The sequence below is a fragment of the Paenibacillus xylanilyticus genome (genome assembly GCF_047246825.1).
In the GTDB taxonomy this organism is placed as follows: domain Bacteria; phylum Bacillota; class Bacilli; order Paenibacillales; family Paenibacillaceae; genus Paenibacillus; species Paenibacillus xylanilyticus_B.
On sequence record NZ_JBFOLB010000001.1, the window covers coordinates 619,950 to 637,519 of the forward strand.

The window sequence follows — 17,570 nt, forward strand, 5'->3', positions numbered from 1 at the left end:
TATTGTAATTTAAAGATTACTACACGTAACTGTAAAGACCCTGTTGCCAATCTTACATCATCCTTACAATTGAATTGTAGAGAACCTCAACCGATAATAAGCATGTATAGTAATGGTAGGAGAAATGGCTAGCTTGGAGGAAGACAGATATGAATCATAACCCAAATCTATGCATGACACGTACAGTCCTGATCGTAGACGACGAAGAAGAGATTGTGGAACTGATGAGAATTTTCCTTGAAAAGGAGAATTATGCCGTGAGGGAAGCTAGCAATGGGGAAGAAGCCTGGGCTATCCTTCAGCGGGAACATATAGACCTTGCACTAATCGATATTATGATGCCTGGAATGGATGGCTATCAGTTAATTAGCCGTATTCGCGAGAAGCTGAGGCTGCCAGTCATCATCGTTTCGGCTAAAACCGGGGATGTAGACAAAGTTACAGGACTTGGACTTGGCGCGGATGATTTTATAGCGAAACCTTTCAGCCCGATTGAGGTCGTGGCGCGAATCCAAGCACAGCTGCGGAGATATTATGACTTGCTTGGTGCTCAACCTGTTGCTGAAATAAAGCCTGCGCGAAGCATATGCGGTTCATTACAGTTGGATCATGAGTCCTGTATGCTTTACCGAGAGAATCAGAGCATTGTGCTCGGGCCCCTAGAATATAAGCTGTTAACCCTGTTCATGAATTCTCCGGGACGAATCTTTACCAAGAAACAAATCTATGAAGCTGTATGGAACGAGCCGTACCTTGAGGATAGTAATACCGTTATGGTTCAAATCAGCAGACTTAGGGATAAGCTTGAGAATGATCCAAAGCATCCGCGCTATCTCCAGACTATCAAGGGATTGGGATACAAATTGGTCAGGCAGGAGGGTAGCGAATGAGAACACGCAGCATGCATTCGAGCCTAATGATCAATTATGTATGGTTTACCATCTTTTTCGCTCTAATATGCTATCTGGTGTACAGCGCTATGTACGATGCCCGGGATGAATATATGAACCGAACTTTGCCCATGGTGGAGGCGGACAATTTGGTTCGGGAAGATTGGGAGGAAATACCCTATGAAACTGTAGCGTCTTTTGGTGGATATGTGCAGGTTCTGGATGAAAATTACCATGTCGTTTTTACTCGAGGACGTACAGATGCAGAATATCCTAAAAGTTATACGGAAGAAGAACTGCTAAGTCTGTTCTATGAGTCTTCCGATTTAGGTTATTACTCCATTGCACCGCAATTTACGAAAATGGGAGAAAAGTATCATTTGCTAGTTGCGATACCCGGAGGGATGATCATGAAGGAAAGCAGAATGGTCAGAACAGATCGGGAACAGACCGCGTATTTTGCCAGACTTATTGTGATTGGATTGGTTGTGTTTGCTGCAGCGTTTTCTCTCATTCTCTGGTTATACAGCTGGATTACCGCCAGAAAGATAACTCTCCCACTCCAAGCTGTCTCGAATAGACTGGCGGCAGTTTCTGAAGAGGAGCAAGGGGAACACCTTCAAATCAAGGCCAATAAGGAACTCATGGAAATTCAGCTGAATTTCAACCGGATGACAACCCGGCTGAAGAAAGCGCGCGAAGACAAGCGGCGGTTGGAAAATGACCGTACACGCATGTTTATGGACATTTCGCACGACTTGAAGACACCTGTTACCACCATTCAGGGATATGCGGAGGTCTTGCGTTTAGGACTGGAACAGGACGATCTTCAGCGAAAAAAATATGCGGGGCACATTCACCGGAAAGCCCTTTTTATTGGTGCTCTCGTTAATGACCTGTTGGAGTTGACCAAGCTCGAAAGCACATCGTTCTCTTTTGAACGAGTAAAAGGTGATCTGGCCGAAATATGCCGCACAGAAGCGGCCGATATGTACGATTCCTTTGAGCAGAAAGGCATTCATTTAGATATTACGATACCTGATAAGCCAATCTTATTCCATTTTCATGAAGGATTACTAAGAAGAATCATTCATAATTTGCTCGCGAATGCCTTAAAGTACAATACTCACGGAGCTCATGCATGGCTTACCTTGGAAGAAAGGACGGAAGGTTTGCTTTTGACAGTAGGGGATGATGGTCCAGGGATATCTGCAGACTTATTGGCAACGGTATTCGAGCCGTTCGTACGCGGAGACCGGGCGCGCCGAAATGACGGTGGGTCCGGATTAGGGCTTGCCATCGTAAAAGGCGCGGTTGAGAAGCATAACGGTGTCGTTTGGATAGATGACAAGGCAAAGGGTACACTGATTTCCATTTACTTACCTTTGTGAGTGTCATGGCACTATAAATATGCCCAAAAGCTAAAACAGTTGTTTAGTTTCTGGGCATATCATTTGGCATTATTGTCTTGGTTTAATCTCGTGGCGAATTTCACCCAGCGGCTGCCTGCAGCTGATGGGCATGGAACGACAATTCAGGTTCGACGGCCAGGTCGCGCAGCAATGCTTGGATCAGAAAGGCTCTTGGCTCTTCCTGATTCATCTCTTCCTCCAGCAATTTCGCCACTTGCTCTAACTCATTTTTTCTGGCATTCGGAACATACAGCTCTGGGATGATCGACTGTATGGTATGAAGCAATGAAGATATTCTTGCCGAATTTGTTGGAACAAGCGATTCCAATTCTACCTCTTCGTATTCCTTCATAAGATCGGTTGTCAATACAGCATGCGGAGAGTTCTTAACCAATCCTTCAACCAAATCATCCATACGTTCCGCGATAAATAGGACCAGTTTTTCGATGTGGATCGGTTTGAAGGCGAATAACAGATGAAAGGTATATTCACGAACTAGACCACTGAACAGGGAGGTTACATCCCACTTCCAATACGAGATGGCTGAACCATACTGTCTCGACAAGAGGTTTTCATAATAATTGAACATCTGAATCTGGATCTGTTGAATGAGGGTATAAACATTGTCGTTGCTCGCCGGAGGAAATTCAGTGTAGTCCCGGGAAATGTAATAGCCGTGACGGCTAAAAAATTGAAATAAACTCGTGATCTCAGCCAGATAGGTTTCCCGGCGCGGCAATGCAAGTTTTCGAATTCGCTCTACCTCATCCATCATGTATTGCTGACGTTGTTTTAGTATGCAGATAAACAAATCTTCTTTGGATCCGAAGAACTTGTACAATGAACCTTTGGCGATACTGCAATCGTCTGCGATATCTTGAATCGACGTCGCTCTGTAGCCCTTCTCCATAAAAAGACGGATGGCGGATTGGATGATCTTTTCTTTCAATAAACTCATGTTAATTCTCCTTATCACTTATTACGGATATCGAGCGTTATTCCTTTCCAATCTCCTTGGATAAGTATAACCAATATTCGATGAGCAAAAAAGAAGATTCAACGCAGAAAAACAATATAACTTTGAATGTAATGAATGATTACTAATCAAGGTGACCACAAAAAGTAATTAAATTAAAGCAATCAATAACATGAATGTTTGCAATAGAGCCAACACTTAAATGATCCTCACAGCAGAGTCAAACCATTTCCGGATACCAAGCAAAGCATCATGATGCCTAGAGCGCAAGCGCAGTTACAATAACGGGAGCTTTCGGACCAAAGAGAAATTCTATCATGTAGGCGTATCCTTTCTTTGCATCTCGGTCATTGTGGTATTTTCTTTCATTGGCGTCCGCGTTTTTTTCAAAAATAAACCGAGCACAAGTCCCAGTCCCGCAAAGCAAGCAGCCATCCAGAACGTGTCGCTGAAGGCGGCGATTGAAGCTTCAATCGTAGGCAGTTTACCTTCTATATTGGTTGTGATATGCGATGATAGGTATCCCGTGAAGCCAGCAATGGCAAAAGACGAAACCACCTGCAGAGACGCACTCGTGAGCGGGGTAACCCGGCTGACCATACGAGGAGGCGTTGAATTCAATACATAAGTATTGAGTGACATCATTGACAAGCCCATACCAGAACCGAGAGCAAACAGAATAATCATCATAAAGGCTGGTTCCTGCTTCGTGCCAACTAGAGCCATAGTGCAAAGTCCTCCGGCAATGAGGAGCATCCCTAATGTCAAAGGTGGCCGCACTCCTGTTCGGTCGAACCATTTACCCGCAAGCGGCATGAAAATCAGGGAACCGACCGCTTGAGGCAACAGATGCAGGCCTGTATCCAGCGGTCCGAGTTGTTTGACTTGCTGGAGGAGCAGCGGGAATAACAACACGGTTCCGAATAGTGCTGTTTGCATAATCCAAGACGTTAGGATTCCGAGTGTGAATGGAGCAGATCGAAATACACGTAATTCGAGAAGGGGCTGTCGCTGTACCAAGCATGAAATCACGAAGAGTACAAGCAAAACAGCACCGACAGACAAGCCTAAAAAGGCACGTGAAGAAGCGAGACCCAACCCGGCTTCACTGAAACCATACGTCAAGCAGGCAAAAGCAGCAGGTCCGAGAACCATTCCCACCATGTCCAGTGACGGATTGCCTTGTGCTTGGAAGGCGGGTAAGTGCTTTATTCCGATCCATATTCCTAGTAATCCGATCGGCAGGTTTATCCAGAAAATCCAATGCCAGCTCACATACTCTACTAACCAGCCGGATAATACTGGTCCAAGGGCGGGAGCGAGCAGCATCGGTATGCCTAACATGCCAATAATGGATCCGCGCTTGTCTGGAGGTGCCAGACGGTAAACCATAGCCATCCCAATCGGAGAAACCATGCCTCCTCCCAGCCCTTGAACAATGCGAAATAAAATCAATTGCCCGGACGTTTGTGCAAAAGCACAAAGAATGGAGCCTAGCGTAAAAAATCCGATAGAACAGAGAAACACTTTTTTGGAGCCAAATTTATCTGATAGCCATCCAGCCAATGGAATAACTGCCGAGAGCGCCAAAGTGTAGGCGGTAACCGCCCATTGCATGGTCTGGATTGAGACATCGAATTCCATAACCCAGGTTGGGAGGGCTACGTTGACAGCGGTGCTGTCCAAAATCACCATGAATGTTCCAATGACAATCGCAAATAACGGTGGAAGGTAGGGAAGGAGCGCATAGGAACCTTCCTTGCGGGCTTCATTAATCAAAGACGGATGAGACATAATGTGAACCTGCTTTCATCTGAAATAATTAGGATCCAAGTTGAGCCGGCTTCAACCTGTCCCAGGGAACGGACCCTCTTGTAACCATGAGGTTTTATAAAAAACCATATAGTCACGAATTCATCATAGCGTTCAGTAAGATGATGTGTCAATCCCTTAAATCAACCCGAATATTTGTATTTTGAACATCAGGTTCTTTACAAAACTTATAAGTCAAATTAGAATAATTTTTGAGTTTTAACAAAAAAACGTTTGTGTAAAACTAAAAAGTTACGGATGGTCAGAAAGAAGGGGATCTTCCTGTACTTATTCAATGTACTGGGGGAAAGGACTGGACTGGATTTTTGGCGGCAATCATTCAACCCCTTCTAAATGTACCGTACGAAAACGTAATAAAAGCTTAAATAGAAATGATGAGTTCTTGTAAAAACTTATCAGTCATAATACAATGGCACTGTTCCTTTTGTAAATTTAGATTTATTTGGAAGAGAGGAGGTAGACGAATTGGCCAGGATATCCTACTCCGGTATAGGTGACACCCCTTTTCAGCAATTGTTGGGTCACAATGCACAAATTCAAAAGAACTGGAACAAACTTGAACAAGCTTTTTACCAGGAAGGTGAATTAGATGGCAATTTAAAAGAACAAGTTCGTCGCACGCTCGCATTCGGTAATGGATGTAAGTACTGTCAGGCCAAAGGAAAGGCAGTAATGGATCAAAACGATTCAAAAACCAGCCTTGCAGTCGGTTTTGCCGAACTGTTCCTGCATCATCGTTCGTCCATTAATCAGGCGACTTTTGATGTGTTGAGTCAAGAATTTTCAGAAAAGGAGATTGCGGAGCTTTGTTCGTTCATTTGCTTCATCACGGCATCCCAAATGTTTGGGGCTATAATGGAGTTACAGCTTGAATAATGGAACCCAGAATGAACTGGAGGAGAAGAAAAATGAAAGCAACTCGAAAGCAAACGTTATCTAGACTCGTTAAAACTAGTGTAGCAGTAGCGCTATTCCTATCGCCCGTTTCTGCATTTTATAAGACTGGGTTAGGCCATGTATCAGCCGCATCATCAGTCAATAACACATCTATAAATCTGAAACCGTTTTGGACCAAAACGGTAGGAGATCCGAATAAAATAAATACTAGGGCCACGTTATTAGAGAATGATTTATATTATACAGTTGGCAATAAGTACATTGCGTTTGACGCTCTTGCTGGCAAGTCCCGCTGGACAATTCAAGCCTCTGCAGTATCCCAAACGGTAACGGATGGTCAATCGGTTTGGTTTACGGATGCAAAGGGACAACTCCTGAAGCTGGATGCCAAAACAGGCAAGCTGCAATGGAAAGTCAAAACGCAAGTAAGCCCAAAAAAGGGGGAGCGTTATTCGAACTTCAGCCTGCATCTGGCCGATGGAGTGATCTATGTCGGTGATGAATACGGATTGACTGCATACCATGCTTCAAACGGAAAGGTAAAGTGGAAAACAAAAGGCCACGATAATGGATTCAAAGTTCTCCAAACCGGAGATATGCTTGTGGTGTCCACTACCATTTCAGGTGCCTTGACGACGAGCGGGTTACAGGGAATTGAGGCAAAGACCGGCAAAGTAAAATGGACACAAACCGATGGAAATCATCAGGATATTCTATTCTCAAACGGCCAAACGTTCTATTCTCGCGATGTATCGGAGGGCATTGACGGCGGTTATGCAGCAAATATTGATGAAATTCGTTTAAGCAATGGAACTGTTAAGGCCACCCGATCCTATATCCCAGTAGATTTTGTTGAAGTACAGAGTGCATCCGATGTTGTTTCGGATGGAGATTACTTTTACGTCATTGGAAAGTACGATGATCAGCAAAAGCAAGCCGTGATTTCACGTTTTCCAGTGGATGGTCGTTCCGGCGGCGAACCTGATAAAACCTACGCCTTCGATGTTCCAGTAGTGGATTGGTCATTCGCAAACCGTGATGGTGTAGCATATGTTAGTTTGGACAACGGAAATCAAATCGCTTTAGATACGAATAGCGGTAAAACTTTAGCCTCTGTACATTACAAAGGGAACCCGTTACAAACTATCGTTGGACAAGACGTGATGATCGTCCAACACGGCGCCAATTTTAGTGGAGTAAAAGTAACATCGCCTGCCAATAGAAAATGATGTAACAACTCAAACTTCTTCAGTGAAGGATAGGATCGAAGCGAGAACGATGTATAATCTTATGCAAAAAACGATAGGGTATTGCAAATCCTCACGAAGTCGTTGACACTCTACGATAGAAAAAGTCGCTAATATGGTCATAACCCTGTAAGTAGTCAGTGAAAAAAAGACGGTTTTAAGCTGCGGCTGTTTCCCGGTACTCCACCGGGGAACGGTCGCTTATTCTTTTCTGGAATCGATTCAGTAATCGATATTTTTGTTTTCCAATCTTATTGTCTGTTTTAAATTCTATGTCTCCATTGTATTCTAGAAGAGATGCACATTTAACAAACCAGTTCTTATTGCAATGAAAGGATGATTTGTGTTGATAGATCACAATAATCTTGAAGAGTACCGTGACCCAATCAATTACGATCTTGAGTTTGGCGGCGAAATAGAAAAATACCATTTTTACCTTGAAGTTGCTAATTTGAACCCAGGAGAAGTTTTAGAACTTGCATGTGGTACAGGATTAACAACCATTCATTTAGCAAAATCGGGGATTGTTATAACAGGCGTTGATATTTCTTCAGAGATGCTTGAACATGCGCGAGTTAAAGCTCAAGGTTTGCCCGTTGATTTTATCGAAGCTGACGCGCGTACTTTCAATTCGGAAAAACAATTTTCTATGATTTATTTAACCGGAAATGCTTTTCAGGCATTTTTAAGTGATGAAGATCAGATAGCCTTACTTGAAACTGTTTACAAACATCTAGAGCCCAATGGGATATTTGTTTTTGAAACACGCAACCCTACAGGGACGGATTTATCAGACGAAGGGGAAACAATTTGGGGAGAATTTATTGATAAGGATGGCATGAAAGTCAAAGTATCTGGTATGCAATCCTATGATGAAAAAAAACATATCATGCACTGGGTTACTTTCCGTGATTGGGGATCTAAAAGAACTACTTCACGAATTGCATGCCGATTTACTGATAATGATACGCTCAAGCGTTTGTTAACCAACCAAGGCTTTAGTATAGAATGCCAGTATTCAGATTGGGATAAAACATTGTATACTTCTTTATCTCCTTCCATCATCAGTGTCTGTCGAAAAAAAGTCTAAGTACTAGGGTTATTAGGATCTCCGTTATTTAGTACTAGCAATTGGACGAGATCTTGGAGATGAAAACAAAGATGTAAGGTGTAAAGGAGGGGTAGCATATGAAAGCTAAAATTCTGGAGTTCAAGGTTCCCGAACTAGACTCAGGGCCATATGGGATCACATATGGACCGGACGGTGCCTGTTGGTTTACAGAGCAGAGAGGAAATCGAATTGGACGTATGACGGTCCGAGGAAAATATTCTTCTTACCCGGTTCCGACGCCCGAGGCTGGTCTCATGTCGATTGTGGCCGATATGAAGGGGGGCCTATGGTTTACGCAATATAAAGCGAACAAGATCGGTTATTTAACGCCCGAAGGTCGACTGACTGAGTTTGAAGTCCCGACACGCTCCGCCTCGCCGTTCGGCATCGCAGTAGGACCGGATCAATCCATTTGGTTTACGGAAATGTCGGGCAATAAAATTGGCAAAATATCGATTGATCACGAGATCAGCGAGTATTCCTTGCCTCAAGAAAACTGCTACCCCTCATTCATAACAAGAGGGGCTGATGGCGCCATGTGGTTTTCGGAGAACCAAGCCAATCGGATCGGGCGAATTACTCCAGATGGAGCAATTCATGAGTTCCCCATCCCGACGGAAAACGCCTGTCCTGTCGGATTAGCATGTGGTTCAGATGGGGCGGTATGGTTCGTCGAGATCCAAGGAAATAAAGTTGGGAAGATCACGACTGATGGTCAAATAACTGAGTATGAAATTCCGACCAAAGAAGCGCGACCTCATGCAATCACGCCAGGAAAGGAAGGCGAATTGTGGTTCACTGAATGGGGGCAAAATCAAATAGGTCGTATAACCACGAGCGGATTGATTACCGAATACCCTATTCCGACACCGAACGCGGAACCTCACGGCATTGTTTTCGGGTCGGACAACGCAGTTTGGTTTGCTGAAGAGTGCAACCAAATAGGGATGCTAATTTTTTAAGCGCAGCGGCTTTTGACTAATGGAGAACGATAGCCCAAAAATACAAAGAAGCAGCTGATCAATATGATCGGCTGCTTTTAGTTTAACTAAAGAGCAAGTTAATTGGCATACCTTCCTTCTTAGTATTCTGAGTAGCTACCTCTAAAGTATTTAGCTATGCTTTATTATAATAAGACATAAGCGGACCGACGCGCAGGATAAGCAGGGTATATAATTGAACGAATCAAAATGAAAGTAGGAACTTAAGCTAACGCGTAACTTAGAAGACTTGAAGAGTGTTTTCTGGAATGGATGCTTATAAATGGAGTTGTATGAAGGGACGTTTTGTATTGGTAACTATGTGGTGACCAGTTCCGTTTATACAATGAGTTGAAATCTTATTTATTGGGAGGGAAACGGATGAAGAAAAAATGGAGGATTATTTTATTTAGCTTTATTGGGGTAATTACTCTTTTAGTCATATTAGGTGCAACATACATCAACAATGTTGGTTATAACAATGTAAAGCTTATGTATATGTTAAATACAACAAATGTATCCATTGTTCAGATGGATGAAGAGGGGCAGTACCTTGGACTAAAATTGAACAGTAATCAAACTCTTAAAGATCGTATGGAGAGGGAAGGCTGGAAGTTCGAGCAGCAGGAAGGGGCTGCATTTTTCTTTACGAAAGAAAATAAAGAAGCTGTTGTTTCTACGGAAATATGGAATAGGAATTATGTCCTTTATCGTGTAGATAATAATGTCGTCAATATTGCCGACAATCAGGTACAGCAGACGCCATAGGAACATTAAAGATACAACAGTAAAAGTGTTAGAAATCATTCCGCCTGGGGTTCAAACAGAACTCATGACAGATGATCTTTTCCCCGAAATGAATTGGTGTCCGTAGGGAAGAAGGCCAAATCCGCATACGGAAACTTCAAATAAAAACAATTAGGCAATTCAACCATCCCACCGGGCTGAAATATTCCCCAGCATTTTTACTTTCTGTTTCCAAAAAAAAGGTATGGACATGTTGTTTTATTGCATGATTTATTTAACAACTAACGCTACATAAGTTCCAGATTTGATAAAACCATGGATCTAAGCTTTTGCTTTTTTACGGTTGTATTGATTTTTGTAGTACTGGGTTCTTGATGTCCTCATAATTCTGCGATAGCGGCGCCTTCCCCTTCGTTATAAAGCCCACTTACTTAATATCTTATAAGAAATTCTTGAAATTTCAGAAATTTATCCGATAGGAGGATGCTATTATACAACTACAAATAAAGATGAGGTGATGATATGCAAGTGAAATTGGCAGCGGACGCCATTCCCCTCTCCAAAAAGCGGAAGTCATGGATAAAGACGATACAAAAGTATAAAGTGATGTATGCTCTCTTATTACCGGCCTTAATTTACTTTGCCGTATTCAAATACATTCCTATGGCGGGAATCATGATTGCTTTTAAAAACTACAACCTGGCTTTGGGAGTATGGGATAGCCCGTGGGTGGGATTCAAGAATTTTACGGATTTTATGAACGGCGTTTATTTCTGGGACATCATGAAAAATACGATTGTTATATCGCTGTATAAGCTATTGTTCGGTTTCTCCGCTCCCATCGTACTTGCTTTACTCCTCAATGAAGTTCATACCCAATGGTTTAAGAAAATCGTACAAACCATTACTTATTTACCCCACTTTCTGTCTTGGGTCATTGTATATGGATTGATGGTAGCCTTATTAGCCCCAGGCGATGGCCTTTTTAATATGATTTTGAAGGAAAGTGGTTTTCAGCCCATCTCATTTCTAACGGAGCCTGCTTGGGGAAGACTGCTGGTCATCGCATCTGAAATATGGAAGGACATTGGATGGGGAGCGATACTGTACCTCGCCGCATTAGCAGGTATTGATCCAAGCTTATATGAGGCGGCTCGAATGGATGGAGCTTCCAAATGGAGACAACTCTGGCATATCACGTTACCCGGCATTCGAGGAGTCATTATTCTGATGCTGATCCTTAAATTAAGCCATATTCTGGATGCTGGCTTTGACCAAATATTCATGTTTGCTAACACCTTTAACCAGGAGAAGATCGACATTATCGACACATGGGTATACCGTGAAGGGTTGGAGCGTCTGAAGATTGGCTTGGCTACTGCTGTAGGATTGTTTAAAGCTGTCATTGGATTTGGATTAGTTTTGGCAGCAAATAAGCTCGCCAAAAAATTCGATGGGCAAATTTGGTGAGGTGGTTGATTAAATGATCCATTTGACAATCGGGGAAAAAGTCTGGCAATCCGTCGTTTATGTTATTCTTATTTTTTTATCCCTACTTTGCTTATTACCCTTTTTATATGTGATTGCTGTCTCCGTGACGCCAGAATCGGAAGTGTTACGAAGAGGGATTGTTATTATACCAGAATCTTTTACCTTTCTGGCCTATAAAGAAGTGTTCATTTCTCATGGGCTCTGGCAGGCGTATAAAATTACGTTGTTTCGAACGATCATAGGCACGGCATTAAATGTGTTTTTTACGGTCATCGCAGCGTACCCGTTATCCAAAAAATATTTGCCGGGACGCAGTCCGTTTTTACTATTCATTGTGTTTACCATGATGTTTAGTGGGGGTTTAATTCCCACTTATCTACTAATTCGCTCTTTGGGGTTGCTAAACAGTCCGTGGGTATTGATTATTCCGAATCTCATTAGTGCATTTAATCTGGTGATCATTAAAGGCTTTTTCGAGCAATTGCCAGGTGAAATCGAGGAATCAGCGAGGGTTGACGGTGCAAGTGAACTACAATCGTTATGGCGGATCATTTTACCACTGTCTTTGCCCGTCATTTCCACCATTTCTTTATTTTACGCTGTGGGGCATTGGAACAGTTATTTCGATGCTATTGTATATATCAATGATTCCAACCTCATGCCGCTTCAAGTAGTCTTACGCAACATCCTGCTTAATGTCGCAACACAAAGTGCTGAGTCGCTCGCCAATTCCGGAACTGTAAGTACGTTCGCTGTGCAGATGGCTACAGTTGTCGTGACTACGATTCCGATTTTGATCGTTTACCCATTTTTGCAAAAGCATTTTACCAAAGGTGTACTCCTGGGATCCGTTAAAGGGTAAAAGATGTTCCAACCTAAGTTATTACGGGGAAACCGTGATAATATACAAGCAAAGGAGAGGTCAATATGCAGCGTAAGAAGATTTCATTTGCTATTCTGTCGGCAATCTTAGGACTGGGAACGTTATTGTCAGGATGTGGGGGAAGCGAAGAAGTTACAACGACTACTTCGGGTAATTCGCAAGGGCAGTCTGGTCAGTTTGAAACCAAACTGAAAATTTCGATGTTTAATCAAGGTACGTTCAATGCTGCTGCTCCGATCCCTCCACGTGATGAAGATATTCAACGCCAAATGTTGGAAAAAGAGATGAACATCGACTTGGATATGGTGATTCCTCAAGCTGGGCAGGCAACAACCAAACTGAATACGCTCATTGCAGGCGGAGATATTCCAGATTTGATCTTCTTGAAGAGTCGTGCTGATCTCGCGCAATATTATGACCAAGGTGTTCTTGCGGATTTGACACCGTATCTGGATCAATTTCCTGAATTACAGAAACGCTTTAGCGATGACTCCTGGGAGGCGATGTCCTATCAAGGAAAAACGATCGGAGTTCCAGGATATGACAACGTAAACGGTATCAGTCGAAGCTACTTCATCCGCAATGATTGGCTGAAAAAGCTGAATATGAAAGTGCCAACGACACCGGATGAGCTGTTCGAAGTTATGAAAGCCTTTACAGAGAAAGATCCGGACGGTAATGGCAAAAACGATACGTACGGATTCATCGGCGGTATGAATAAAGAAGGCAATCTGCAAACCTACGGCTTCGATAGCTTGATGTGGATGTTCGGCGTCAATCCTCCTTCTGCCATTGAAGTAAAAGATAATGAACCGGTATTCCTGTTTATTGATCCCAAAATGAAAGAGGCACTTGCTTACATTAATAAAATGATGACAGCAAAAGTGGTAGACCCAGACTGGGTGACTATGAATTCGCCTGATTTGTTGGATCAAAAGATGTTTAAGGGTAAAGTTGGCTTCATGATCAGAGATGCCCGCAGGCTGGAGCCGGATTATCAGCAGAAAATGAAAGAAATTAGTGGCGAAGTGCCGGAATGGATCGTTATTCCTCCGATGAAAGGTCCGTACGGTGATCAAATTGTTGAGAGAAAATCGTTCCAAGGCAATTCATGGGCTATATCCGCGAAAGCGGATAAGGACAAAATCATTCGGATCTTGTCCATGCTGAATTATCTCTTTACGGATAAAGAAGCATATCCAAACTTTGCATACGGAATTAAAGGGATTCATTGGGATGTGGTGGACGGTAAAATCAAAAATAAAACCTCCGAATTATCGAAGGAAGTGAAGGAAAAGTACCTGTGGGTCGATCATTATAGAATGCCACGCCGTGGTGATGATGCTGAGTATTTCAGCTTTCAGAATCCGAAGACGGCGGAAGCTTTCAATAACAATCAGCAATATGTGGGGCCAACGCTGCCCGGAAATTTATTGACCCCAGACCCCAGCGATACCTTGGATGCTGACCGCCAACGTTTCATTAATGAAAGTTTAGTAAAATTTATGACGGGCAAAGAGCCTCTTTCCAACTGGGACAATTTCCTCCAAACGTTGGATACCAAGTTTGACATGCAGAAATATAAGGAAACTGCTATCCAGCAATTTAAAGAAGCCGGCCTTATCAAGTAAAATAAACGAAGAGAGTGGCTATTCGTAGCCCCTCTCTTTATTAGCATATGCTATTCTTAGTTTAAAACGGAACTATAAGGAAGATGATCGATGCGAAGAAGAATCAGCTTGCCTTTAAAATTATTTTTGATCGTGTTTGCCTTTGTATTAGGCTGCATCATCTTGATCAGCCAATTGTCTTATCGCTATGTCCAAAAGGAAATACGAACCAATGATATTTATTACACTAACCAAATCCTTGACAAGGTAGACCAGTATTTCACCGTTAATTTTTCCTCCTTCCAGACGATTCTCTTCTCGGCCGAAACATCGGTGAAAGCCAACATTGACAATACGGAAGTGATTAAAAAGCAATTAAGAGAGCTGTATGAACTCAACAGTAATTACGTCAGCAATATTTATTTGATCAAAAGCGATTTATCCATTCTAGGCGGCAGTACCGCTACCCGAATATTCGATGAACCTTTATCTGAAAGAGAACCTTTGTTTGATGCGGCTGACAAGAACAGAAGGACGACCTTTGTTAGTGAACCTTACAAATCCAAGTATTCCGGCTGGACCGTTACGATGGTTCGATATCTGAACGGCGCTCCGTTTCCTATGGCGATTGCGGTTGATTTGGATCTAAATGCCATTGAAGAAACCTTGTTCAAAATTAATAAACAAGAACAAATGAATCTGGCTCTGGTCACCGCGTCGGGAAAAATCATTGCCGGATTTTCTGAAAATAAAGGACTACTGAATATTCAAGATCATACGTTTTCAATCGGGGAGACATCAGCGGAACACATTCTAGATACGACAGAAACAAGTCTTCAACTGCGTACCAAAGATGGCATTCCGGTCTCCCTTTTGAAAAAAACGACGGAGAAGTTTAACTGGACCATGATTTCTCTCAACGATGAATCACGCTTGAAAGCAGCTTTGTCCAGATTGGAAACCTATTATATCGAACTTCTGGGTGCAGGTCTCATCTTAAGTTTGTTCATTTCTTTTTTTATTGCCAAATATATAAGGAATCCGCTCTATGCGCTCAAAACAAAAATGAAACGGGTGGAACAAGGCAACCTCACAACGACAATAACGATTAACCGTAACGATGAGTTTGGAGATCTTTCACGAGCCTTCGATCGGATGCTGCAGCAAATAGTGGAACTGATTCGGCGAGCTGAACTTCATAATGAACTTGAGCGGAAGTTGGAAATCCAAGTGCTGCAGTCTCAAATAAACCCTCATTTTCTGTATAACACGCTTGGTTCGATCAGCAATGTTATACGTCTCGGGCAAATAGAGAAAGTAGATGTGGTGATCGGGTCGCTCATTTCATTATTGGAATACGGGATAGACGATGCTTCAGAGAAGGTTTCCTTACGCCAGGAATTACGCAATGTAGCGGACTATATCGAGATCCAGAACATTCGGTATAACCGGAACTTCCACTTGATTGAACATATCGAAGCAGGGTTAATGGATTTTCCGGTTTTTCGAATGCTGCTGCAGCCTCTTGTGGAGAATAGCATCTTTCATGGTTATAACGGAGGGGGAATTGAGGGACCTATTACGATTCATGCGTACAGGGAGGACGGTATCGTCATCATAGAAGTCGTTGATCAAGGCGAGGGAATTTCAGCTGATCGAATAGAGCATGTTTTAAAATCAGAACCGAGTGATGTGGAAGTGAAAAGGAAAAGAATCGGACTGAATAATATTCATGGCCGAATAAGACTTCACTACGGAGAAGAGTTCGGGCTCCACATTATCAGTATACCTAAGGAAATAACCCGTATACGCGCCTTATTCCCCGCAGAATTGCAAAAAGGAGATGCATGATCGTGAGAGAATATACCTGCTTCATTGTTGACGATGAAGACCTGATCATTCAAAGATTGGAATTGTTTTTTAGCGAGCTCTCCCTTAGGGATAAGCGATTTGTTCTAGTGGGAAAAGCCAATAATGGGCTGAATGGGATCGAGGAGATGTTAAAACTTAAGCCTGATATCGTCATCTCCGATATCGTTATGCCGCGAATGGACGGAATCTCCATGATTGAGCAGCTCAAGGCGGAGCTCCCACATACCCAATACATCCTTTTGACCGCCTATTCATCCTTTGAATACGCCCAGCGAGCTATTCATGCCAACGTATTGGAGTACATTGTAAAGGTTCCGCTAAGGGAAGCGGATCTGGATCGAGCTTTGGATAAGGCAGCCGGGATTTTAAATGAGTTGAAGAAAAAAGAAGCTGAATTTCAATCGTTAAACGTATCCGTGCTTGAAAATAAATATAGAGTCCGTAAGCAATTTTTTAACGAGCTGATCCGAGGCGAAATTCCCTCTCATCGTGCATCAGATTTTGCCAATCGCATGCAATTTCATTTCTTTCAAGCCAACTATTGCTGCTTCATTGTTGAAATGAATACATATGGAAGTTTCCGAAACGAATACTCCGCCGCAGATCAAAACATCTTGAAGTACGCGATTACGAATATCATCGAAGAAACGGTAATGAATGGGGGCAGCGGCGTAGCTGCGGATCTGTCTGATCATCGTTTTATTGGCTTTCTATCCTGGGAAAACAACCGCAGTGATATGGAAACGGAATATGCTTGCCAATCCTTGGGAGGGCAGATCGTCTCTTATTTGCATCAATATTTGAATCAAAGGGTATCTGTCGCTTTTGGAGGTCCACACCGAGGCTGGGAATCGATTAAACAAGCCTACACGGAAGCTAAACATGTGAGTGACGATTTCTATTACCATACAGAGAAAGTCGTAAAAACACCAATGCATCGGTTGCAATACCATAATGACAAAAAGGCCGACTTTCAACAGAAACTGACTGATTTTCTTATGTGGGTGAAAAGGAAGATTTCCAAAGAAGAGCTGGAGAATGCACTCGCCGATCTGAACCAATTTGTTATGGACCATAAAATCCACAAGTCCATCATGGCACCGATGATTAGAGACTTGTACAGAGACATTACCGTGAAGTTTAAATCGGGGAACAAGCTGTACATGGAAGCAGCTGAATTCCCCATGGAATTTATGCCATTTCAGGAGCAGCTCGCCTATATTGGTGACTTTACATTCGAATACGTACACGCGGGCCAGCTATTACATCGTTCAGAAATCATGAGTGCTATGCATTTTATAGAGAAAAACCTGAAACAGCGTTTAACGCTGGAGGCTATTGCCGAGGAAGTGAATTTAGCACCATCGTATTTTAGCAGCTTATTCAAAAAAACAATGAGCGAAGGTGTGATCAGCTACATCAACCGTAAAAAAATCCAATTAGCCCTCGAGCTGTTAAATGTCCGGGATTACTCTTTATTGGAATTGTGCGAGGAAGTGGGCATCGTGAATGAAGGTTACTTTTGCAAACTGTTTAAAGAATATACGGGGGATACACCTAAGCAATACCGGATAAAAATGACGCGGTACGAATCCAAATAAGGATGCAAAAAATGTATGAT

At 42.7% G+C, this 17,570-nt stretch carries 14 protein-coding genes and 1 pseudogene; 13 read left to right on the plus strand and 2 right to left on the minus strand.

The window, feature by feature from the left end; translation table 11 throughout:
- Positions 1 to 173 precede the first annotated feature (173 nt).
- Positions 174 to 890 (plus strand): response regulator transcription factor, encoded by a 717-nt coding sequence (locus AB3N00_RS02525; RefSeq protein WP_413035174.1) that lies wholly within the window; start codon positions 174 to 176, stop codon positions 888 to 890.
- Entirely contained in the window at positions 887 to 2,281 is a 1,395-nt protein-coding gene (locus tag AB3N00_RS02530; RefSeq protein WP_413033152.1) for an ATP-binding protein, read from the plus strand. The genes AB3N00_RS02525 and AB3N00_RS02530 overlap by 4 nt, the downstream gene beginning before the upstream one ends.
- A 100-nt stretch (positions 2,282 to 2,381) precedes the next feature.
- Here AB3N00_RS02530 and AB3N00_RS02535 read toward each other — a convergent pair whose 3' ends face one another.
- The gene (locus AB3N00_RS02535; protein WP_413033153.1) at positions 2,382 to 3,260 is read right to left on the minus strand and encodes a TetR/AcrR family transcriptional regulator; all 879 of its coding nucleotides are present in this window, start codon (positions 3,258 to 3,260) and stop codon (positions 2,382 to 2,384) included.
- A 333-nt stretch (positions 3,261 to 3,593) separates the two neighbouring features.
- Positions 3,594 to 5,072, minus strand: a complete 1,479-nt coding sequence (locus AB3N00_RS02540; protein ID WP_413033154.1) for an MDR family MFS transporter — start codon at positions 5,070 to 5,072, stop codon at positions 3,594 to 3,596.
- Positions 5,073 to 5,371: 299 nt separating this feature from the next.
- On the opposite strand from AB3N00_RS02540, the pseudogene AB3N00_RS02545 reads away from it, so the two are divergent.
- The 11 genes and pseudogenes from AB3N00_RS02545 to AB3N00_RS02595 form a co-directional block, all read left to right on the plus strand.
- A pseudogene (locus tag AB3N00_RS02545) lies at positions 5,372 to 5,476 on the plus strand (tyrosine-protein phosphatase); the annotation flags it as partial.
- Positions 5,477 to 5,576: 100 nt separating this feature from the next.
- Complete coding sequence (locus AB3N00_RS02550; RefSeq protein ID WP_413033155.1) at positions 5,577 to 5,987, plus strand: carboxymuconolactone decarboxylase family protein; 411 nt, start codon at positions 5,577 to 5,579, stop codon at positions 5,985 to 5,987.
- A 32-nt stretch (positions 5,988 to 6,019) separates the two neighbouring features.
- Entirely contained in the window at positions 6,020 to 7,237 is a 1,218-nt protein-coding gene (locus AB3N00_RS02555) for a PQQ-binding-like beta-propeller repeat protein (protein WP_413033156.1), read from the plus strand.
- A gap of 364 nt (positions 7,238 to 7,601) precedes the next feature.
- Positions 7,602 to 8,345, plus strand: coding sequence for a class I SAM-dependent DNA methyltransferase (locus AB3N00_RS02560; RefSeq protein WP_413033157.1), 744 nt, complete (start codon positions 7,602 to 7,604; stop codon positions 8,343 to 8,345).
- A gap of 98 nt (positions 8,346 to 8,443) precedes the next feature.
- Entirely contained in the window at positions 8,444 to 9,328 is an 885-nt protein-coding gene (locus AB3N00_RS02565) for a Virginiamycin B lyase (protein WP_413033158.1), read from the plus strand.
- A 399-nt stretch (positions 9,329 to 9,727) separates the two neighbouring features.
- The gene (locus tag AB3N00_RS02570; protein WP_413033159.1) at positions 9,728 to 10,114 is read left to right on the plus strand and encodes a hypothetical protein; all 387 of its coding nucleotides are present in this window, start codon (positions 9,728 to 9,730) and stop codon (positions 10,112 to 10,114) included.
- 501 nt (positions 10,115 to 10,615) lie between these two features.
- A complete protein-coding gene (locus tag AB3N00_RS02575; protein WP_413033160.1) occupies positions 10,616 to 11,563 on the plus strand; it encodes an ABC transporter permease in 948 nt (315 codons plus the stop codon).
- Positions 11,564 to 11,576: 13 nt separating this feature from the next.
- A complete protein-coding gene (locus tag AB3N00_RS02580) occupies positions 11,577 to 12,446 on the plus strand; it encodes a carbohydrate ABC transporter permease (protein WP_413033161.1) in 870 nt (289 codons plus the stop codon).
- A 65-nt stretch (positions 12,447 to 12,511) separates the two neighbouring features.
- Positions 12,512 to 14,098 (plus strand): extracellular solute-binding protein, encoded by a 1,587-nt coding sequence (locus AB3N00_RS02585; protein WP_413033162.1) that lies wholly within the window; start codon positions 12,512 to 12,514, stop codon positions 14,096 to 14,098.
- Between the two features lie 90 nt (positions 14,099 to 14,188).
- The gene (locus AB3N00_RS02590) at positions 14,189 to 15,928 is read left to right on the plus strand and encodes a histidine kinase (RefSeq protein ID WP_413033163.1); all 1,740 of its coding nucleotides are present in this window, start codon (positions 14,189 to 14,191) and stop codon (positions 15,926 to 15,928) included.
- Positions 15,925 to 17,550, plus strand: a complete 1,626-nt coding sequence (locus AB3N00_RS02595; protein ID WP_413033164.1) for a response regulator — start codon at positions 15,925 to 15,927, stop codon at positions 17,548 to 17,550. The genes AB3N00_RS02590 and AB3N00_RS02595 overlap by 4 nt, the downstream gene beginning before the upstream one ends.
- The last annotated feature ends 20 nt before the right edge of the window (positions 17,551 to 17,570 follow it).